Here is an 18,945-nt window from a genome sequence, read left to right as displayed (position 1 = left end):
GCCTGAGTTTCGGCGCCACCCGATCCCCGTCGTCTCGTGAAAGGTCGTCGCATGCTCTCCGGGAACGGTCGTCACCGCCGCCCCCGCCAGGCACCCGCCCTGGTCGTCGCCGCCGGAGTGACCGGCTCCGCCATCGCGATCCCCCTCCTCGGCGCCACCGGCGCCCACGCGGCCGACGGGGCGAACTGGGACCGGGTCGCCGAGTGCGAGACCGGCGGTGCCTGGAGCCAGAACAGCGGCAACGGGTACTACGGCGGGCTGCAGCTGACGCAGGAGGTCTGGGAGCGGTACGGCGGCCTCCAGTACGCGTCGAGCGCCGACCAGGCCAGTCGCTCCCAGCAGATAAGAATCGCCGAGAAGCTGCACGCCGACCAGGGCATCGCCGCCTGGCCGACCTGCGGTCTGCTCGCGGGGCTGGGCAACGACGCGTCGGTCGTGGGCGGCGGTACGGGTTCGACGGGTGACGGTGCGTCGGAGGAGGCGGACGACGCCTCCGCGACCCCGGCCCCGACGGCGTCCGGGTCGGCCGGCTCGGGCGGCTCCGCCGACTCGGGTGAGCCGGACCGGTCGGGCCGGTCGTCCGGGGCGGCGGAGCCGACCGCCGGGGCGTCGTCCTCCCCCTCGTCCTCCGCCTCCTCGTCGGCCGGTCAGAACGAAGGGGCCACGTCCGACACGCCCGATACATCCGACACGTCCGACCCCGCGGCCGGCGCCGGCCGCGAGGAGTCCGCCGGTTCGTCCGCGCCCGTCACCAAGGGCGATGAATCGGACAAGGCGGGGCAGAGTGACGGTTCTTCGTCCCTCACCGGCACCGGCGAGTCCGGCGCGGGCAAGCATCGCGGCGGCAGCGCCGACGAGGGCCCGGTGGACGGCCGTACGGCGGAGTCGTCGGGGCGGCACGCCTCGCGTGACGAGGGCGGGGCGCGGGAGGCCGTCGACGGCGCCTACACCGTCCGCTCCGGCGACAGCCTGTGGGGCATCGCCGACTCCCTTGAGGTCGACGGCGGGTGGCGGTCGCTGTACGCGGGCAACAAGGACGTCGTCGGTGTCGACCCCGACCACATCCTGCCCGGTCAGACGCTCACGGTCACGGGCGAATCGGGCGAAAAGTAGGGGGAGTTCACGTCACGGTTCGAGACTGTATGTCCGTTTTGGATCACGTGAGATATAGGTCTCAGAAGCCGTGATCGTCTTTGAAAATCCGCGGCGCGCGTGTCTACGGTCGTGACCGCTCGCCATCGCGGGCCCCGGCTGCCGCAACGCCGAATCCTGCCAGCGGCCGTCCGGGAACAGTCGTCGCGTCAAGCGCCGAAGGCAGGAGCGGGGGACCCAAGGTAAGTGCCGCACCGGGCAGTTGAGCCGGAGCGGCTAGGGGTGGAGCCGAGTTCCGCGAGGAACCCGGCCGGGCAACTCAACCGGCCCGAACCCGACAGCTCACCTCGCAGGCGTCGGTGAGGGGATCAACCATGCTGTTTTCCGGCAAGGGCAAGCACCGCCGCCCGTCCAAGGCCACCCGTGTCATCGCCGTCGCCGGCGTCACCGGTGCCGCCGTCGCCGCCCCGCTGATGGCGGCCGGCAACGCCTCCGCCGCCACCGCCTCCGAGTGGGACGCCGTCGCCCAGTGCGAGTCCGGCGGCAACTGGTCCATCAACACCGGCAACGGCTACTACGGCGGTCTGCAGTTCTCCGCCTCCACCTGGGCCGGCTACGGCGGCACGCAGTACGCCGCGACCGCCGACCAGGCCAGCAAGGCGCAGCAGATCGAGATCGCCGAGAAGGTGCTCGCGGGCCAGGGCAAGGGTGCCTGGCCGGTCTGCGGCACCGGCCTGTCGAACGCCGCGTACACCGGCGGTGGCTCCACCGAGAGCCAGGACAGCGGTTCCTCGCAGAGCTCCGACAGCTCCGGCTCCGACAGCTCCTCCGGCTCGCAGAGCCAGAGCAGCGGCTCCACCGCCGACCGCTCCGCCGAGCAGAAGGCCTCCCGCTCCGACGAGCGCCCGGCCGCCAAGAAGGAGACCGTCACCACCCCGACCGGCCAGAAGGTCGAGAAGGGCGACGGCGAGTACAAGGTCGTCAAGGGCGACACCCTCAGCTCGATCGCCGAGGAGCACGACGTCAAGGGCGGCTGGGCCAAGCTGTTCGACCTGAACGACGACATCGTCGACGAGGCCGACCTGATCTTCCCGGGCCAGCAGCTGCACCTCAAGTAAGCGGCGGCCTCGCGACTCCCGCCCCGGTGCGTGTTCCCCCGTACGCACCGGGGCGGGTTTTTCGTGCCCTCGCCCGGCGCCCGACCGCGCACTTGATCGCGTACGGGTTTCCACGGGTTTCCGGGAACGTCTTTGTTTCGTTCGGAAACAATTTACTCTCGGTTCTGTCCATCGGGTGGGCGATCGGCTGGCCGATCGCCCGGAGCCGGTTAGGCTCGGTCCCGCAGAGCCGCCGCGGTCCAGCGGACCCGCGCGTCACACCGAAGCGTCACATTGAAGAAGGAGATGCTCGTGCCGTCCATCGACGTCGTCGTAGCCCGGGAAATCCTGGACTCCCGAGGCAACCCCACGGTCGAGGTCGAGGTCGGCCTCGACGACGGCAGCACGGGTCGTGCCGCCGTTCCGTCCGGTGCCTCCACCGGTGCCTTCGAGGCCATCGAACTCCGTGACGGCGACACCAACCGCTACCTCGGCAAGGGCGTCGAGAAGGCCGTCCTCGCCGTCATCGAGCAGATCGGCCCCGAGCTGGTCGGCTACGACGCCACCGAGCAGCGCCTGATCGACCAGGCCATGTTCGACCTGGACGCCACCGACAACAAGGGCTCGCTCGGCGCCAACGCCATCCTCGGCGTCTCGCTCGCCGTCGCCCACGCCGCCTCCGAGGCCAGCGACCTGCCGCTCTTCCGCTACCTGGGCGGCCCCAACGCGCACCTGCTGCCGGTGCCGATGATGAACATCCTGAACGGCGGCTCGCACGCCGACTCCAACGTGGACATCCAGGAGTTCATGATCGCCCCGATCGGCGCGGAGTCCTTCTCCGAGGCCCTGCGCTGGGGCGCCGAGGTCTACCACACGCTGAAGAAGGTCCTGAAGAACAAGGGCCTGGCCACCGGCCTCGGCGACGAGGGCGGCTTCGCCCCGAACCTCGGCTCCAACCGCGAGGCCCTCGACCTCATCCTCGAGGCGATCAAGGAAGCCGGCTACACCCCCGGCGAGCAGATCGCCCTCGCGCTCGACGTCGCCGCGTCCGAGTTCTACAAGGACGGCTCCTACACCTTCGAGGGCAAGGAGCGCACGGCCGCCGAGATGACCGAGTACTACGCCGAGCTGGTCGAGGCGTACCCGCTGGTCTCCATCGAGGACCCGCTGTTCGAGGACGACTGGGAGGGCTGGAAGGTCCTCACCGGCAAGCTCGGCGACAAGGTCCAGATCGTCGGCGACGACCTGTTCGTCACCAACCCGGAGCGCCTGGCCCGCGGCATCGAGGAGGGCGCCGCCAACGCCCTGCTGGTCAAGGTCAACCAGATCGGCTCGCTCACCGAGACCCTGGACGCCGTCGAGCTGGCCCAGCGCAACGGCTTCAAGTGCATGATGTCCCACCGCTCCGGCGAGACCGAGGACGTCACCATCGCCGACCTGGCCGTCGCCACCAACTGCGGCCAGATCAAGACCGGCGCCCCGGCCCGCTCCGAGCGCGTCGCCAAGTACAACCAGCTGCTGCGCATCGAGGAGATCCTCGACGACGCCGCGGTGTACGCCGGCCGCAGCGCGTTCCCGCGCTTCAAGGGCTGAGCCCGAAGCCGTAGGCAGCGTCGTACGTACGTCCCCGTACCCGGTCCCGTACCGTGTGCGGGGACGTACGCGTGTGCACGGGAGGCGGAGACCAGATGGCCGTGAAGGACCGGGACCGTTTCTCCACCGCGACCAGGATCCGGATCATCGGCGAGCAGACCGCGGCCCGGGTCTACCGCTCGCAGACCAAGCGCCAGGCCCGCCGCTCCCGGCTGACCGGCCGGGCCGCGCTGCTCGCGATGGTGCTCTGCTCCCTCGTGGTGGCGCTCGCCTACCCGATACGGCAGTACGTCGCCCAGCGCGCCGAGATCGCCGATCTCCAGCGGGAGCAGCGCGAGACCCGGGAGCGGGTCGAGGTCCTGCGCGACTTCAAGGCACGCTGGCAGGACGACGCCTACGCCGAGCAGCAGATCCGGCGGCGGCTGCACTACGTGATGCCGGGGGAGACCGGGTTCGTGGTCGTCGACCCGGGCGCGGCCGAGCAGGCCCGCGCCGAGGCCGGCGGCGCCGACCGCCCCTGGTACCGGAACGTCTGGGACGGCGTCGACAAGGCCGACGCCGCCGCCCGCCGGCCGTGAACCGACCGCCCCGGCAGTGACTCAACAGGAAGACCAGCAGAAGACAGTCATGCAGACTCCCCCGCCGACCACCCCGCGCACCGAGCCCACCGACGCGGACGTGGCGGCCTTCAAGCAGCAGCTCGGCCGGCCTCCGCGCGGCCTGCGCGCCATCGCGCACCGCTGCCCCTGCGGGCAGCCGGACGTCGTGGAGACGGCACCGCGGCTGCCCGACGGCACGCCCTTCCCCACGCTGTACTACCTGACGTGCCCCAAGGCGGCCTCCGCCATCGGCACGCTGGAGGCGAACGGCGTGATGAAGGAGATGACCGAGCGCCTGGCCGCCGACCCGGAGCTGGCCGCCGCCTACCGCGGCGCGCACGAGGACTACGTCCGGCGCCGCGACGAGATCGAGGAGCTGACCGGCTTCCCGAGCGCGGGCGGCATGCCGGACCGGGTGAAGTGCCTGCACGTGCTGGTCGCCCACTCGCTGGCGGCCGGCCCCGGCGTCAACCCGCTGGGCGACGAGGCGATCGCGATGCTGCCCGAGTGGTGGCGCAAGGGGCCGTGCGTGACGCCCGGCGAGATCTGCGGGGAGGACGCCCAGTGACCCGGGTCGCCGCCGTCGACTGCGGTACGAACTCCATCCGGCTGCTCGTCGCCGACGTGGACCCGGCCACCGGTGAGCCGGCCGAACTCGACCGGCGCATGACCATCGTGCGCCTCGGCCAGGGCGTCGACCGCACCGGGCGGCTGGCGCCCGAGGCGCTGGAGCGGACCTTCGCCGCCTGCCGCGAGTACGCCGAGGTGATCAGGGAACACGGCGCCGAGCGGCTGCGCTTCGTGGCGACCTCCGCCTCCCGGGACGCGGAGAACCGGGACGACTTCGTGCGCGGGGTGCGGGACATCCTCGGAGTGGAGCCGGAGGTGATCTCGGGCGACCAGGAGGCGGAGTTCTCCTTCACCGGCGCCACCAAGGAACTGGCCGGCCGCGACCACCTCGAGCGGCCCTACCTGGTCGTCGACATCGGCGGCGGCTCGACGGAGTTCGTCGTCGGCGACGACCACGTGCGGGCCGCCCGCTCCGTGGACGTGGGCTGCGTGCGGATGACCGAGCGGCACCTGGTGCGCGACGGCGTGGTGAGCGACCCGCCCGGCCGGGCGCAGGTCGCGGCGATGCGGGCCGACATCGAGGCCGCCCTGGACCTCGCCGAGGAGACGGTGCCGCTGCGCGAGGCGCGCACGCTGGTGGGCCTGGCCGGTTCCGTGACGACGGTGTCCGCGATCGCGCAGGAGCTGCCCGCGTACGACTCGGCCGCCATCCACCACTCCCGGGTGTCCCGCGAGCGGGTCCGGGAGATCAGCGACTGGCTGCTCGGCTCCACCCACGCCGAGCGCGCGGCCGTCCCCTCCATGCACCCGGGCCGCGTCGACGTGATCGGCGCGGGGGCGCTCGTCCTGCTCGCGATCATGGAGCGGACGGGCGCGGCGGAGGTCGTGGTCAGCGAGCACGACATCCTCGACGGGATCGCCATCCACACGGCGACCGAGGCGCGGTAGAGGGCCTCGGCCGCCGTATGGCCGCCTTATGGCCGGCGGCGCGCTCGCGCGGCACCGGCAGGGGACGGGTGACTCACCGGCCCCCGTCGCCCTCGTCCCCGGTCGTGGTGCCGGGCGGCGGGGGCGGGCCCGTCGGGGACACGGTGACGGCGATCAGCGCCAGGTCGTCGGCGAGGACGCCGCCGGCGTGCCGGTGCACCAGCTCGGCGAGGGTCTCCACCACGGTCGGCGGACCCTGCCGCCAGCACGCCCGCAGCCCCTCCTCCGGGGAGAAGAAGGCGCCGTCGGCGTCGCGGGCCTCCAGCAGCCCGTCCGTGCACATCAGCAGCAGGTCACCGGGGACGAAGGGGCGTGCCTCGTACTCCCAGGGCCCGGGATCCAGGTCGCCGAGGCCGAGCGGCAGCCCCGGGTCGGCCGGCTCCCACGGGCGTACGCCCTCCCCGGTGGCCAGGAACGCGGGGCAGTGGCCCCGGCTCACCAGGCGCACCTCACCGGCGCCCGGCGGCAGCTCGGCGACGGCCGCGGTGATGAACTGCTCGCCCGAGGAGTCGCCCCCGGCGCCCCCGCCGCCCTCGCCGCTCCCGGCGCGCACGGCGGCCAGGTCGGCGATGTGCCGGGTGACCGCCTCGTCGAGGTGCCGGGCGAGCAGCGGCAGGGTCTCGGTGTGGTGCGCCGCCTCGCGGAAGCTGCCGACCAGCGCCGCCACGGCCGGGATCGCGTCGGGACCCTTGCCGCGGACGTCGCCGATGAGCAGGCGCACCCCGTACGCGGTCGGCTCGGCGGCGTAGAGGTCGCCGCCCACGGCCGCCGCGTGCGAGGCGGCCTCGTAGCGCACCGCGATCCAGGTGCGGCCCAGCCAGGCCCGCACCGGCGGCAGCACGGCGCGCTGCGCGTACTCCGCGGCCCGCCGGGCACCCTGCAGCCGCCGGTACAGGGACAGGCGCAGCAGGCACAGCGGTACGGAGGCCCACGCCAGGACGAGCAGGGCGAAGAAGTCGACCACCGCGTGTCCGCCGTCGGACTCCAGGTGCGAGGCCAGCAGGAGCAGCAGGCCGGCGGCGCTGTTCAGGACCGCCATCACCACCACCAGGGGCAGCGCGTAGAGGCAGGCGGCCGTCATGGCGCTGAGGGCCAGCAGCACGTCACCGCTCAGCGCGCCCGGGGTGGGCAGGTCGACGGCGAGGGCCAGTCCCGTGAGCGCCGGCGGCGTCCAGCGCGCCCAGTGCGTCAGCGGGAGGCCGGCCTCGGGTTCCGGAACGTGGGACTGCAGCCCCGTCGTACGGCGGTGCGGGCTCATGCCACCTCTCTCCGAGCGCAGCCAGTGCGGCCCGACCAACGTAATGAGCGGGGCGGGCGGGAACGCGGTGACGGCTCCGTGCCGACGGCGGGAAGGTGGTCGCCGGGGGTGTCGGGTGAGCGGGCCGGGAAGCGGATGAGCGGCCCACGGGGAGCGGTAAAACGCCTGGCGGGGCCCTGTCGCGAGAAAGTTCGTGAAGTTCTTCACAAGGAATTGGGCCGTGATGGGCGACGAACGGTTGCCCGTTGACCCTTTTGAGGGCTCAACTGCCGTTTGAACACGTTCAGGAGGGCGGTGGAAGAAGGGCCGGGACGGACCCGCCGGGATGCCGGCCGAGGGGGTGCGCGGGCCCGGACGAGCAGCTCAAGCGGCATTGACAACGTGGCGTGTCCCGCCCCGGTTCCGCGTGTCGGCCATGATCTCGGTCACGTGGGCGGAGGAGTGTAACACGACCCCTGTGGAAGCTTGTGAAGGGGCGCACGAACCACCCCCCTGGGGCGGGTGGATACTCGATGGCATGAGCACCACGGAGCGTCCCAGGATCCTCGTAGTAGGCGGTGGGTACGTAGGCCTGTACGCAGCTCGACGCATCCAGAAGAAGATGCGTTACGGCGAGGCGACCGTCACCGTCGTCGACCCGCGGTCGTACATGACCTACCAGCCCTTCCTCCCCGAAGCCGCCGCCGGCAACATCTCCCCGCGGCACGTCGTCGTCCCCCTGCGACGCGTGCTTCCCAAGGCGGAGGTCCTCACCGGCCGGGTCACCACCATCGACCAGGAGCGCAAGGTCGCCACGATCTCCCCCCTGGTGGGCGAGGCGTACGAGCTGCCCTTCGACTACCTCGTCATCGCCATGGGCGCGGTCTCCCGCACCTTCCCGATCCCCGGCCTCGCCGAGCAGGGCATCGGCATGAAGGGCATCGAGGAGTCCATCGGCCTGCGCAACCACGTGCTGGAGCAGCTCGACAAGGCCGACTCCACCACCGACGAGGAGATCCGCCGCAAGGCGCTCACCTTCGTCTTCATCGGCGGCGGTTTCGCCGGCGCGGAGACCATCGGTGAGGTCGAGGACATGGCCCGGGACGCGGCCAAGTACTACAAGAACGTCTCCCGCGAGGACATGCGCTTCATCCTCGTGGACGCCGCCGACAAGATCCTCCCCGAGGTCGGCCCCAAGCTCGGCCAGTACGGCAAGGAGCACCTCGAGGGTCGCGGCGTCGAGGTCTACCTGTCCACCTCCATGGACTCCTGCGTCGACGGCCACGTGGTGCTGAAGAACGGCCTGGAGGTCGACTCCCACACCATCGTGTGGACGGCCGGCGTCAAGCCGAACCCGGCGCTGTCCCGCTTCGGCCTCCCGCTGGGCCCGCGCGGCCACGTCGACTGCCAGCCGACCCTCCAGGTCACCGGCACCGACTACATCTGGGCCGCGGGCGACAACGCCCAGGTGCCGGACCTCGTCGGCCGCAAGGCGGGCAACGAGAACGCCTGGTGCCCGCCGAACGCCCAGCACGCGCTGCGCCAGGCCAAGGTCCTCGGCGACAACGTGGTCTCCGGCATGCGGGGCTTCCCGCAGAAGGAGTACAGCCACGCCAACAAGGGCGCGGTGGCGGGTCTCGGCCTGCACAAGGGCGTCGCGATGATCGTCATGGGCAAGATGAAGATCAAGCTCAAGGGACGTCTCGCCTGGTACATGCACCGCGGCTACCACGGTCTCGCGATGCCGACCTGGAACCGCAAGATCCGGGTCTTCGCGGACTGGACGCTCGGCATGTTCCTCAAGCGCGAGGTCGTCTCCCTCGGCGCGATGGAGACCCCGCGCGAGGAGTTCTACGAGGCCGCCAAGCCGGCGCCGGCCGCCGTGCCGAAGGCCGCCCCCGTGAGCGACGCCCCGAAGTCGGAGAAGACCGAGCAGAAGGCCAAGGCCTCCTGACCTCCGGTCGCCTCCCGCAGTAGCAGCTCCCCGAAGGGGCCGTCCGCCATCCGTGGTGCGGGCGGCCCCTTCGCGTCGCCCGGGTCCGGCACCGGCGGGCGACGAACCCCGTGGTGCGTACAGGCATTTTGCCCAGTCGTAACGCGCGCCGGGGACTGTACGGCGGGCTCCCGGGTGTTTACGTGGTATCGGACATTCCGGGATCGCTCGTCACGGAGGTACGCCATGGCTGATGCCGCGCTGCGGCTGCAGAACCTCTTCGAACAGTTGCTGGGAAACCCCCTCCCGGTGTGCATCCGCGCCTGGGACGGTTCGCAGGCGGGTCCGCCGGGCGCCCCCACCCTCGTCGTCCGCAACCGCAGGGCCCTGCGCCGCCTGCTCTTCAAGCCCGGCGAACTGGGCCTGGCCCGCGCGTGGGTGGCCGGCGACCTCGACGTCGACGGGGACCTCTACATCGCCCTCGGCCTGGTGGCGGGCCTGGTCTGGGAGCGCGGCGAGGATGCCCGGGGCCTGGCCGAGGCGCTGCGCGACCCCGAGGTCCGGGCCGCCGTACGGGGGCTGGTGAGGCTCGCCGGTCCGCCGCTGCCGCCCGCCCCGCCGCCGGAGGAGGTCCGCCGCACCCGCGGCCACCTGCACACCAAGCGCACCGACCGACGCGCCATCAGCCACCACTACGACGTCGGCAACGACTTCTACGAACTCGTCCTCGGCCCCTCCATGGTGTACTCCTGCGCCTACTGGCAGGCCCCCGAGGCCGAGGGCGGCACGCTGGAGGACGCCCAGCGCGACAAGCTCGAACTCGTCAGCCGCAAGCTCGCCCTGACCCCCGGACAGCGCCTCCTCGACATCGGCTGCGGCTGGGGCTCGATGGCCGTCCACGCGGCCCGCGAGCACGGCGTGAGCGTCGTCGGCGTCACCCTCTCCCAGGAGCAGGCCGCCTACGCCCGCAAGCGCGTCGCCGACGAAGGGCTGACGGACAAGGTGGAGATCCGGGTGCAGGACTACCGGGACGTCGCCGACGGGCCGTACGACGCGATCTCCTCCATCGGCATGGCCGAGCACGTCGGCGCCGAACGCTACCTGGCGTACGCCGGTGACCTCTTCCGGCTCCTCAAGCCCGGCGGACGGCTGCTGAACCACCAGATCGCCCGCCGCCCCCGGCGCGACGAGTCCGCCTACAGCGTGGACGAGTTCATCGACGCCTACGTCTTCCCCGACGGTGAGCTGGCCCCGCTCGGCACCACCGTCGCCCAGCTGGAGCGCGCCGGGTTCGAGGTGCGCGACGTGGAGTCGATCCGCGAGCACTACGCGCTCACCCTGCGCCGCTGGGTCGCCAACCTGGAGTCCGGCTGGGACGCGGCCACCCGGCTCGCCGGCCCCGGCCGCGCCCGCGTCTGGCTGCTGTACATGGCCGCCTCCGCGCTCTCCTTCGAACGCAACCGCATCGGCGTCAACCAGGTCCTGGCGGTGAAGACCCCGGAGTCCGGCGACTCCGGGCTGCCGCTGCGCACCCGCACCTGGAACTGAGCGCCGGGCCGAGCGCCCGCGCACGAGAGGGCCCCGCTCCCACCCGGGAACGGGGCCCTCTCGGCCGTACCGGCTACTCCGCCTTGATGGCCTGGAGCATGTTCAGGCGTGCCGCCCGACGGGCCGGCCACAGCGCGGCCAGGACGCCCACCACGGCCGCCAGCAGCAGGAAGACACCCATCCGGAACCAGGGCAGGACCAGCTCGTACGTCGGCATCGTCGTGCCCATCAGTTCACCGGCCGCCCAGCCGAAGAACACCCCGAGCCCGATGCCGAGCACGCCGCCGAACAGGGAGATCACCAGGGACTCCAGGCGGACCATCCGCTTGATGCCCTTGCGGTCCAGGCCGATGGCCCGCAGCATGCCGATCTCCTGGGAGCGCTCGAAGACCGACATGGCCAGGGTGTTGATGACCCCGAGGACCGCCACGATCACCGCCATGGCCAGCAGGCCGTAGAGCATGTTCAGCATCAGCGTGAACATCTTGGCCAGCTCGTTGGAGATGTCCTGCTTGTCCTGGATCTTGATCGCCGGGTTGGTGCCGAGCGCCTCGGTCAGCCGGTCCTTCGCGGCCGACGAGGCCCCGTCGGACATCTTCACCATCACCTGCATGTCGACCGGGTCCGACTGGTGCGGGGAGACGGTGGGCAGGTCGACCATGATGCCGCGGATCATGTCGTTGCCCTCGTAGACACCGGCGACCGTCAGCTTCTGCTTCTCGCCGTCCTCGTAGGCGGCGGTGAAGGCGGAGCCCGCCTTCCAGCCGTGGTCCTTCGCGGTGTCGCTGTCCACGACGACGTTCGTGCCGCCGACCTCGAAGGCGCCCTGCTCGACCTTCAGGTCGGTCAGCCGGCCGATCGCGGAGCCGGTGACGCCGGTGAGGTACTCGGTCCGCCCGTCGACGCGGGACTCCGCGTTGCGCAGCGGGCTCAGGGAGGTGACACCGTCGGTCCCGCCCAGCTTCTCGGCGACGTCCGGGGAGAGGGGGTTGCCGTTGGCCATGGAGACCACGTAGTCGGCCTCGATCGCCGCCGACGCCATCTTGTCGATGGACTTCTGCAGGCTGCCCGCCATCACCGTCATGCCGGTGATCAGGGTCAGGCCGATCATCAGCGCCGAGGCGGTGGCGGCGGTGCGGCGCGGGTTGCGCACCGAGTTCTGCCGGGCCAGCTTGCCCGCGACGCCGAAGACGCGCAGCACCGGTGCCGCGGCGGCGATCAGCGGGCGGGAGAGCAGCGGCGTCAGGATGAACACGCCGATGATCAGCAGCACCGCGCCCAGGCCCATCGGGGCCTGCCCGTCCGAGCCGCTCATCGTCGTCGCCGCGAGGACGACCGCCACGCCGGCGGCCGAGAACAGCGCGCCCAGCGTGTTGCGCAGGACCAGCGACTTCGCGGTGGCCGTGGCGTGCACGCTGCTCATCGCCGCGACCGGCGGGATCTTCGCCGCCCGGCGGCCCGGCAGCCAGGCGGCCAGCATGGTGACCAGGACGCCGACCGCGAGGGCCGCGACGATCGTGCCGGGCGAGACCACCAGTGGCCCGTCGGGCACGACCGCGCCCATCGTGCCCATCAGGGCGCGCAGCCCGGCCCCGATGCCGATGCCCGCGAGCAGACCGGTGACCGCGGCGACGACGCCCACCACGAACGCCTCGATCAGCACCGACCGCGTGACCTGTCGGCGGGAGGCGCCGACCGCCCGCATGAGGGCCAGCTCCTTGGTGCGCTGGGCGACCAGCATCGTGAAGGTGTTGGCGATGATGAACGTGCCGACGAACAGCGCGATGCCGGCGAAGACCAGCAGCCCCTGCTTCATGCCGCTCATCGACGAGGCGATCGCCTCCGCCTGGTCGGCGGCCAGCTTCTCGCCCGTGGTGGTCTCGACCAGCCCCTTCGGCAGCGCCCGGTCCAGCTGCGCCTTCAGCGCCGCCTGGGTGACACCGGCCTTCGCGGTGACGTCGATCTCGTCGTACGTGCCCGCCTTGCCGAACACCTTCTGCGCGGTCGCCGTGTCGAACAGGGTGAGGCTGCCGCCGGCCGCGACGCCGCCGTCGTCGGTGGTGAAGACGCCGACGACCTTCGGGGTGAGGACCGGGCCGTCCACGGACATCCGAACGGTGTCCCCGACGCCATAGCCGGTGCGCTCGGCGGTCCTGGAGTCGATGAGGATCTCGCCCTCGCCCTTCGGGGCGCGCCCGTCGGTCAGCGGGTAGCGGGGGTCCTGCTCGCCCCAGTAGTTGCCGCCCCGCGTGCTCCAGCCGTCGCCGATGAGGCCGCCGTCCTTGTCGGCTACGGCGGTGAAACCGGAGACCACGCCGACGGCCCTGGCGGCGCCGGGCACCTTCGCGCTGTCGTCGAGGAGGGCCTCGGTCAGCTCGGGGGCCTCGCCGACCCGGTCGCCCTCCGCCTCCCGGTACTCGGTGGTCACGGCCACGTCGACCTGGTCGAAGCCCTTGGCGGAGCTGTTCTGCTGGGCGTCGGAGATGGTGTTGGTGAAGACCAGGGTGCCCGACACGAACGCCACGCCGAGCATCACGGCGAGCACGGTCATCAACAGCCTGGCCTTGTGCGCGAGAACGTTGCGCAAGGCGGTACGGAACATGGGTCTTCTCTGTCCAGACGTACGGGGGAGGGGCGGGCGGGACGTCGGGGGGACGTCAGCTGGTGCGGCCCTTGGCGTCGAAGCGCTTCATGCGGTCCAGCACCGAGTCGGCCGTCGGCCCGTACATCTCGTCGACGACGCGGCCGTCCGCGAGGAAGACCACCCGGTCCGCGTAGGCCGCGGCCACCGGGTCGTGGGTCACCATCACGACCGTCTGGCCCAGCTCGCGCACCGAGTTGCGCAGGAAGCCCAGCACCTCGGCGCCCGAGCGGGAGTCGAGGTTCCCGGTCGGCTCGTCACCGAAGATGATCTCGGGGCGGGAGGCCAGCGCCCGGGCCACGGCCACGCGCTGCTGCTGGCCGCCGGAGAGCTGGGAGGGCCGGTGGCCGAGCCGGTCGGCGAGGCCCACCATCCGGATCACGGAGTCCAGCCACTGCTTGTCCGGCCTGCGGCCCGCGATGTCCATCGGGAGGGTGATGTTCTCCAGCGCGGTCAGCGTCGGCAGCAGGTTGAACGCCTGGAAGATGAAGCCGATCTTGTCCCGGCGCAGTTTGGTCAGCTGCTTGTCCTTGAGGGAGCCCAGTTCCGTGTCGCCGATGCGCACGGAGCCGGACGAGAAGGTGTCCAGTCCGGCGACGCAGTGCATCAGCGTGGACTTGCCGGAGCCGGAGGGGCCCATGATCGCGGTGAACTCGGCCTGCCGGAAGTCGACGGAGACCTGGTCCAGGGCGACCACCCGGGTCTCGCCCTGGCCGTAGATCTTGGAAAGCTCCGTGGCACGCGCGGCCACGAGGGTGGACCGGTCGGCGATGGGGGCGGTGGTCACGGGAGGGCTCCTGTCGGTACGGCGGATGCTCGGGGACGTGTTCCATCCTTCCGGCCGCCGGACGCCGTGTAGTCAGCCGCTGTTCCGGTTCCGGGGGGAGACTTCGGTCGGACCGCGGGCGCCGGTGTCATACCTGGGGATGACGGGCGACCCTGACGGAGCCGGGTGCGGAACCGGGTGCGGAGCCCGGCGCGCGGACCCGGCGCGAGAACGGGGCGGGCACCCTTGTCGGGACGGTGAAATTCCGTCATTCCGCATACGTGGCCGACTCTCGCACGCGAGGGTGTTGGCAGGTGTGGGCGGCCTGCCCCGGGAGCTGATGCTCCCTCAGGCGCCAATAAAATAAGACAAGATCGGTCCGCCCGCCCGCTGTTCGGGGGTCGCGTCCCGATAGGCTCGGGGCACTCGACGCGGAGCCCATGGCCTGCCCGGATGGTGGAATGCAGACACGGCGAGCTTAAACCTCGCTGCCCCTTCGCGGGCGTGCCGGTTCAAGTCCGGCTCCGGGCACTTCCGCCGTCTTCGGCCCTCCGTACCGGCTTCCCGGCCGGGTGAGCGGAGTGCGCCCGTGTGAGCGCCCCGCGCGTGAGGGGAATCACCGGTCGGCGTAGCGTGTTGTCCGGCAGGTGCGGGGAAAGATCCTCCCCAAGCAGTAGGGTCATTCCTTTGCCGTTCCATTACTCTTGAGCCAAGGCTGCGTCGTGTGGCCATGGAGGAGTGAAATGAGGAGCAGAAACCCGGTCTTCTCGCGACGGGGGTTCAGCCGCGACAACGGCTACGCGGGCTTCAACGCCGCGCCGCAGGCCGGGGGCCCCGCTGTCGCCACGCAGGGCAACCCGTACGCACAGCCCGCGGGCAACCCGTACGCCCAGCCCGAGGCCAACCCGTACGCGCAGAACCCGTACGCCCAGCAGGACCTGCAGCACGGCGCGCCGCCCCAGGCGCCGGCCACCACCGGCCGGATGACGATGGACGACGTCGTCATCCGCACGGCGAGCACGCTCGGTGTTCTGGTCGTCACGGCCGCGCTCGCGTGGGCGCTGCTGCCGGTGGACGACGCCAACATCGGCCGTTCCTACGGCATCGGTATCGGTGCCGCGCTGATCGGCATGGTCCTGGCGCTCGTCCAGTCCTTCAAGCGCAAGGCCTCGCCCGCGCTGATCCTGACGTACGCGGCGTTCGAGGGTGTCTTCCTCGGTGTCGTCTCCAGCGTCGTCGACAACCGCATCGCGGACGGCGCGGCCATGCAGGCCGTGATCGGCACGATGGCGGTCTTCGCCGGTGTGCTGATCGCGTACAAGGCGGGCTGGATCCGCGTCAACCGCCGCTTCTACGGCTTCGTGATGGCGGCCGCGCTCGGCTTCGTCTTCCTGATGATGGTGAACCTGCTGTTCGCCGTCTTCGGCGGCGGTGACGGCCTCGGCTTCCGCAGCGGCGCCCTCGGTGTGGTCTTCGGCATCGTCGGCATCATCCTCGGTGCCTGCTTCCTGGCCATGGACTTCAAGCAGGTCGAGGACGGCCTGGCGTACGGCGCCCCGCGCGAGGAGGCCTGGTTCGCCGCCTTCGGCCTCACGCTGACGCTGGTGTGGCTGTACCTGGAGTTCCTGCGGCTGATCGCGATTCTGAACAGCAACGACTAGCGGCGAGCGGTACGACGCGGCGCACGCGCCGACGACGTGTGAAGGGCCCCGGGCTTCCCGCCCGGGGCCCTTCGTCGTCGTGGCGGCCGCGCCCGCCTAACCCAGCTTGCGCGCGGCCCGCCTCAGGTCGTACTCGTGGACGATCGCCTTCGCGTGGCCGTACGCGAGGTCGTGCTCGTGGCGGAGCCAGCTGACCTTTTCCTCGAAGCGGAAGAGGGACGGGCCGTCCTCGACGGTGCGCAGCCAGTCGGAGATCTCACGACCGGTGCAGTGCGGGATGCGGGCGAGCATGTTGCGATGGGTCTCCTCGGAGAAGACATGGGACATCGGCGCCTCCGGGCGAAAGGGGATGTAAGCCGGTCCTTCAGGTCACCGTGCCTGAGCGTTCGCCCGTTGGCAACAGTCCCGGCGGGGCGCGTACGCTCGCGCCGTGGTGGATACGACGCCTTTGACCCGTGCCGTGGACGACTTCGCCGACCGCCTGCGGGCCGCCCCGCAGAGCAGGCTGCAACGCGGGGCCGCCGCCGAGGCGCTGGAGCTGGCCAGGGAGCTGGCCCGGCGGGCCCAGCTGGCGGAGGAGCCGGGGACGGAGCCGAGACAGATGCCGGACGCGGGGATGTTCGCCGCCGCCGACCAGATCGCCGTCGCCGCGCACGACCTGGCCCTCGTGCTGACCGACGAGGACCAGGTGGAGGAGGCGGTGGGCCTGGTGGAGGAGGCCCGCAAGCGGGCCGGGGTCTGACCGCGCGAGGGGGCCGGCGGCCTGACCGCGCGAGGGGGCCGGGGTCCGGCTAGAGGGACGCGATGACGCGGTCCGCCAGGATGTAGACGTTCTCCTCGCCGCAGGCGAAGGTCAGCGTGTAGGCGCCGGAGATCCCCGAGCCGCCGAGGAGGTACGGCGTCTTGCCCGCGCCCAGCGCGGCGGCCAGGCGCTCCGCGGTCTCGCGGTGGCCCGGGGTCATGCACAGGGTGGTGCCGTCGGCGAAGACGTACACGTCGAGCGTGCCCAGCGGGCCCGGCCGGACGTCCGCGAGCGCGATGCTCGACTCGGCCAGTTCCTCGAGGGTGGCGACGGTGCGCTCGTGGTCGCCCACGGCCGGCGACGGGTTCGGCACGAAGTCCGGGTGCGAGGGGTGCCGGCGGCGGGCTGCGGCCAGTTCGGCGGACTCCCGGGGGCCCGCGTCCTTCGCCGCCGGGTCGTCGATGTCCGCACCCGGCTCGACCACGGGCTCCAGGCCCACGAAATCGGCCTGGCGGGGCAGGAACAGCTCGCTGTCGGACAGGCCGAGCAGCAGCGGTGCGTCCGAGGCGTCCCGGGAGTCCTGGGCGGCCCAGAAGGCCCGCGCCTCGGCGAGCTCACGCTCGCGCTCCTCGGCGAGCGCCTCCGCGACGGCGGCGCGTATCTCCTCGGCGTCGGCGGTGGTCCGGGCGGCGGGCACCCGGCCACGCGTGGCGGCGGCGCGGCTCTCGGCCAGCTCCGCGCGCAGGGCCGTCACCTGCCGGCGCAGCACCAGAACGCTGCGCAGGACGGCGACACCCACGGCGCCGGTGGCGGCCGTGGTGAGCAGCAGGGCGATGGGCATGGCGCTCACTGACGTACTCCCGGTTCAAAGTCGACCCCCGACTTCCTACCTCAGCTTGAACGGAGGACTAATCGTCTGTCAGTGCGTAACGTCACGAAACGGACAGGACTTTGGGCCTGGAAGGTGGGGGTGTGGCTGGTCTGACCTGCGTAAATCGGGGGGCCGGGAGAGGTAGGTCACATCCTGGGGGAGATTGGATCACAAAACGGCCCAGAACCCTGGGGTGAGCGGGGTTCCGGGCCGTCTCGTCACGCTGGGTCCGGCGGGCGCTACTGACAGTTTGTCAGCGGCTCTCCGGCGACGCCCCGGCCGTTTCGGGCGCGTCGGCGCGAGCGGGTCAGCTCAGGCGCTCGATGACCATGGCCATGCCCTGGCCGCCGCCGACGCACATGGTCTCCAGGCCGAACTGCTTGTCGTGCCACTGCAGGGAGTTGATCAGCGTGCCGGTGATGCGGGCGCCGGTCATGCCGAAGGGGTGGCCGACGGCGATGGCGCCGCCGTTGACGTTCAGCTTCTCCAGCGGGATGCCGAGGTCGCGGTAGGAGGGGATGACCTGCGCGGCGAACGCCTCGTTGATCTCGACCAGGTCGATGTCGTCGATGGTCAGCCCGGCGCGGGACAGCGCCTGCTTGCTCGCCTCGACCGGGCCGAGGCCCATGATCTCGGGGGAGAGGCCGGAGACGCCGGTGGAGACGATGCGGGCGAGCGGGGTCAGGCCCAGCTCGCGGGCCTTGGTGTCGCTCATGATCACGAGGGCGGCGGCGCCGTCGTTGAGCGGGCAGCAGTTGCCGGCGGTGACCAGGCCGTCGGGGCGGAAGACGGGCTTGAGGCCCTGGACGCCCTCCAGGGTGACGCCGGCGCGCGGGCCGTCGTCCTTCGAGACGACCGTGCCGTCGGGCAGCGTGACCGGGGTGATCTCGCGCTCCCAGAAGCCGTTCTTGATGGCCTCCTCGGCGAGGTTCTGCGAGCGGACGCCGAACTCGTCCATGTCCTGCCGCGTGACGCCCTTCCAGCGGGCCAGGTTCTCGGCGGTCTGGCCCATCGCGATGTACGGGTCGGGGACGAGGCCGTCCTCGCGCGGGTCGTGCCAGGTGGTGCCCTCCTGCTGGGCGACGGCCGCGGTACGGGCCTCGGCCTCGGCGAACAGGGGGTTGCGCGTGTCCGGCAGGCTGTCGGAGTTGCCCTTGGCGAACCGGGAGACCATCTCGACACCGGCCGAGATGAAGACGTCGCCCTCGCCGGCCTTGATGGCGTGCAGGGCCATGCGGCTGGTCTGGAGGGACGAGGAGCAGTACCGGGTGACGGTGCAGCCGGGCAGGTGGTCCATGCCCATCTCGACGGCGACGATCCGGCCGAGGTTGTTGCCCTGCTCGCCGCCGGGCAGGCCGCAGCCGAGCATCAGGTCGTCGATGTCCCGCGGGTCCAGCTCGGGGACCTTGGCGAGGGCCGCCTGGATGATCGTGGCGGCCAGGTCGTCGGGGCGCAGGTCCTTCAGGGAGCCCTTGAAGGCGCGGCCGATGGGGGAGCGGGTGGCTGAGACGATCACGGCTTCGGGCATCACGGCTCCAGTGGCGTCGCGGGGATGAGGCGGCTGGTTGGGAAGTTACCCGGACGTATGGCCCGGGTCACGGGTGCGGC

General features: G+C 71.7%; 16 protein-coding genes, 1 tRNA gene and 1 riboswitch. Of the genes, 11 read left to right on the top strand and 6 right to left on the bottom strand.

Features of this window, described 5'->3' with window-relative positions; all coding sequences use genetic code 11:
- Positions 1-51 precede the first annotated feature (51 nt).
- From ACFIF2_RS14340 to ACFIF2_RS14315, 6 genes are all read left to right on the top strand, one after another.
- On the top strand, positions 52-1,113 hold the full coding sequence (locus ACFIF2_RS14340; RefSeq protein WP_395573002.1) for a transglycosylase family protein: 1,062 nt from the start codon (positions 52-54) through the stop codon (positions 1,111-1,113).
- Positions 1,114-1,296: 183 nt separating this feature from the next.
- Positions 1,297-1,463, top strand: a riboswitch (cyclic di-AMP (ydaO/yuaA leader).
- A gap of 3 nt (positions 1,464-1,466) precedes the next feature.
- Positions 1,467-2,210 carry a transglycosylase family protein gene (locus ACFIF2_RS14335; protein ID WP_395573001.1) on the top strand — a complete coding sequence of 248 codons (744 nt, stop codon included), beginning with the start codon at positions 1,467-1,469 and terminating at the stop codon, positions 2,208-2,210.
- Positions 2,211-2,501: 291 nt separating this feature from the next.
- The gene (gene eno / locus ACFIF2_RS14330; protein ID WP_395573000.1) at positions 2,502-3,782 is read left to right on the top strand and encodes a phosphopyruvate hydratase; all 1,281 of its coding nucleotides are present in this window, start codon (positions 2,502-2,504) and stop codon (positions 3,780-3,782) included.
- 95 nt (positions 3,783-3,877) lie between these two features.
- Positions 3,878-4,360 carry a septum formation initiator family protein gene (locus ACFIF2_RS14325; RefSeq protein WP_395572999.1) on the top strand — a complete coding sequence of 161 codons (483 nt, stop codon included), beginning with the start codon at positions 3,878-3,880 and terminating at the stop codon, positions 4,358-4,360.
- 49 nt (positions 4,361-4,409) lie between these two features.
- Entirely contained in the window at positions 4,410-4,949 is a 540-nt protein-coding gene (locus ACFIF2_RS14320) for a DUF501 domain-containing protein (RefSeq protein WP_395572998.1), read from the top strand.
- A complete protein-coding gene (locus ACFIF2_RS14315; protein WP_395572997.1) occupies positions 4,946-5,899 on the top strand; it encodes an exopolyphosphatase in 954 nt (317 codons plus the stop codon). The genes ACFIF2_RS14320 and ACFIF2_RS14315 overlap by 4 nt, the downstream gene beginning before the upstream one ends.
- A gap of 73 nt (positions 5,900-5,972) precedes the next feature.
- Here the strand turns inward: ACFIF2_RS14315 and ACFIF2_RS14310 are convergent, their stop codons facing one another.
- Positions 5,973-7,196, bottom strand: coding sequence for a PP2C family protein-serine/threonine phosphatase (locus ACFIF2_RS14310; protein WP_395572996.1), 1,224 nt, complete (start codon positions 7,194-7,196; stop codon positions 5,973-5,975).
- A 517-nt stretch (positions 7,197-7,713) separates the two neighbouring features.
- On the opposite strand from ACFIF2_RS14310, the gene ACFIF2_RS14305 reads away from it, so the two are divergent.
- Entirely contained in the window at positions 7,714-9,129 is a 1,416-nt protein-coding gene (locus ACFIF2_RS14305; RefSeq protein WP_395572995.1) for an NAD(P)/FAD-dependent oxidoreductase, read from the top strand.
- A 225-nt stretch (positions 9,130-9,354) separates the two neighbouring features.
- Positions 9,355-10,656, top strand: coding sequence for a class I SAM-dependent methyltransferase (locus ACFIF2_RS14300; RefSeq protein WP_395572994.1), 1,302 nt, complete (start codon positions 9,355-9,357; stop codon positions 10,654-10,656).
- Positions 10,657-10,729: 73 nt separating this feature from the next.
- Here the strand turns inward: ACFIF2_RS14300 and ACFIF2_RS14295 are convergent, their stop codons facing one another.
- Together ACFIF2_RS14295 and ACFIF2_RS14290 are read right to left on the bottom strand one after the other, a co-directional pair.
- Entirely contained in the window at positions 10,730-13,258 is a 2,529-nt protein-coding gene (locus ACFIF2_RS14295; protein WP_395572993.1) for an ABC transporter permease, read from the bottom strand.
- Positions 13,259-13,313: 55 nt separating this feature from the next.
- On the bottom strand, positions 13,314-14,084 hold the full coding sequence (locus ACFIF2_RS14290) for an ABC transporter ATP-binding protein (RefSeq protein ID WP_395572992.1): 771 nt from the start codon (positions 14,082-14,084) through the stop codon (positions 13,314-13,316).
- 426 nt (positions 14,085-14,510) lie between these two features.
- Here ACFIF2_RS14290 and ACFIF2_RS14285 point away from each other — a divergent pair.
- Positions 14,511-14,594: transfer RNA gene (locus tag ACFIF2_RS14285), tRNA-Leu, on the top strand.
- A gap of 212 nt (positions 14,595-14,806) precedes the next feature.
- A complete protein-coding gene (locus tag ACFIF2_RS14280) occupies positions 14,807-15,724 on the top strand; it encodes a Bax inhibitor-1/YccA family protein (protein ID WP_395572991.1) in 918 nt (305 codons plus the stop codon).
- A 96-nt stretch (positions 15,725-15,820) separates the two neighbouring features.
- Here ACFIF2_RS14280 and ACFIF2_RS14275 read toward each other — a convergent pair whose 3' ends face one another.
- Complete coding sequence (locus ACFIF2_RS14275; RefSeq protein ID WP_395572990.1) at positions 15,821-16,051, bottom strand: DUF4287 domain-containing protein; 231 nt, start codon at positions 16,049-16,051, stop codon at positions 15,821-15,823.
- 133 nt (positions 16,052-16,184) lie between these two features.
- Here ACFIF2_RS14275 and ACFIF2_RS14270 point away from each other — a divergent pair, with 133 nt between their 5' ends.
- Entirely contained in the window at positions 16,185-16,466 is a 282-nt protein-coding gene (locus ACFIF2_RS14270) for a hypothetical protein (protein ID WP_395573174.1), read from the top strand.
- Positions 16,467-16,515: 49 nt separating this feature from the next.
- Here ACFIF2_RS14270 and ACFIF2_RS14265 read toward each other — a convergent pair whose 3' ends face one another.
- Together ACFIF2_RS14265 and ACFIF2_RS14260 are read right to left on the bottom strand one after the other, a co-directional pair.
- Positions 16,516-17,316, bottom strand: a complete 801-nt coding sequence (locus ACFIF2_RS14265) for a hypothetical protein (protein WP_395572989.1) — start codon at positions 17,314-17,316, stop codon at positions 16,516-16,518.
- A gap of 328 nt (positions 17,317-17,644) precedes the next feature.
- The gene (locus ACFIF2_RS14260) at positions 17,645-18,865 is read right to left on the bottom strand and encodes an acetyl-CoA C-acetyltransferase (protein ID WP_395572988.1); all 1,221 of its coding nucleotides are present in this window, start codon (positions 18,863-18,865) and stop codon (positions 17,645-17,647) included.
- Between the last annotated feature and the right edge of the window lie 80 nt (positions 18,866-18,945).

It is taken from the genome of Streptomyces sp. BK79 (assembly GCF_044142145.1).
In the GTDB taxonomy this organism is placed as follows: Bacteria; Actinomycetota; Actinomycetes; order Streptomycetales; family Streptomycetaceae; genus Streptomyces.
This window is presented reverse-complemented; position numbering and strand designations above follow the sequence as displayed.

Bases quoted from the DNA above. Each gene is read 5' to 3' on its own strand.
- ACFIF2_RS14325 (WP_395572999.1), top strand. From the start codon at position 3,878: ATGGCCGTGAAGGACCGGGACCGTTTCTCCACCGCGACCAGGATCCGG.
- ACFIF2_RS14305 (WP_395572995.1), top strand. From the start codon at position 7,714: ATGAGCACCACGGAGCGTCCCAGGATCCTCGTAGTAGGCGGTGGGTAC.
- ACFIF2_RS14310 (WP_395572996.1), bottom strand. From the start codon at position 7,196: ATGAGCCCGCACCGCCGTACGACGGGGCTGCAGTCCCACGTTCCGGAA.
- ACFIF2_RS14335 (WP_395573001.1), top strand. From the start codon at position 1,467: ATGCTGTTTTCCGGCAAGGGCAAGCACCGCCGCCCGTCCAAGGCCACC.
- ACFIF2_RS14275 (WP_395572990.1), bottom strand. From the start codon at position 16,051: ATGTCCCATGTCTTCTCCGAGGAGACCCATCGCAACATGCTCGCCCGC.
- ACFIF2_RS14340 (WP_395573002.1), top strand. From the start codon at position 52: ATGCTCTCCGGGAACGGTCGTCACCGCCGCCCCCGCCAGGCACCCGCC.
- ACFIF2_RS14260 (WP_395572988.1), bottom strand. From the start codon at position 18,865: ATGCCCGAAGCCGTGATCGTCTCAGCCACCCGCTCCCCCATCGGCCGC.
- ACFIF2_RS14280 (WP_395572991.1), top strand. From the start codon at position 14,807: ATGAGGAGCAGAAACCCGGTCTTCTCGCGACGGGGGTTCAGCCGCGAC.
- ACFIF2_RS14320 (WP_395572998.1), top strand. From the start codon at position 4,410: ATGCAGACTCCCCCGCCGACCACCCCGCGCACCGAGCCCACCGACGCG.
- ACFIF2_RS14300 (WP_395572994.1), top strand. From the start codon at position 9,355: ATGGCTGATGCCGCGCTGCGGCTGCAGAACCTCTTCGAACAGTTGCTG.
- ACFIF2_RS14295 (WP_395572993.1), bottom strand. From the start codon at position 13,258: ATGTTCCGTACCGCCTTGCGCAACGTTCTCGCGCACAAGGCCAGGCTG.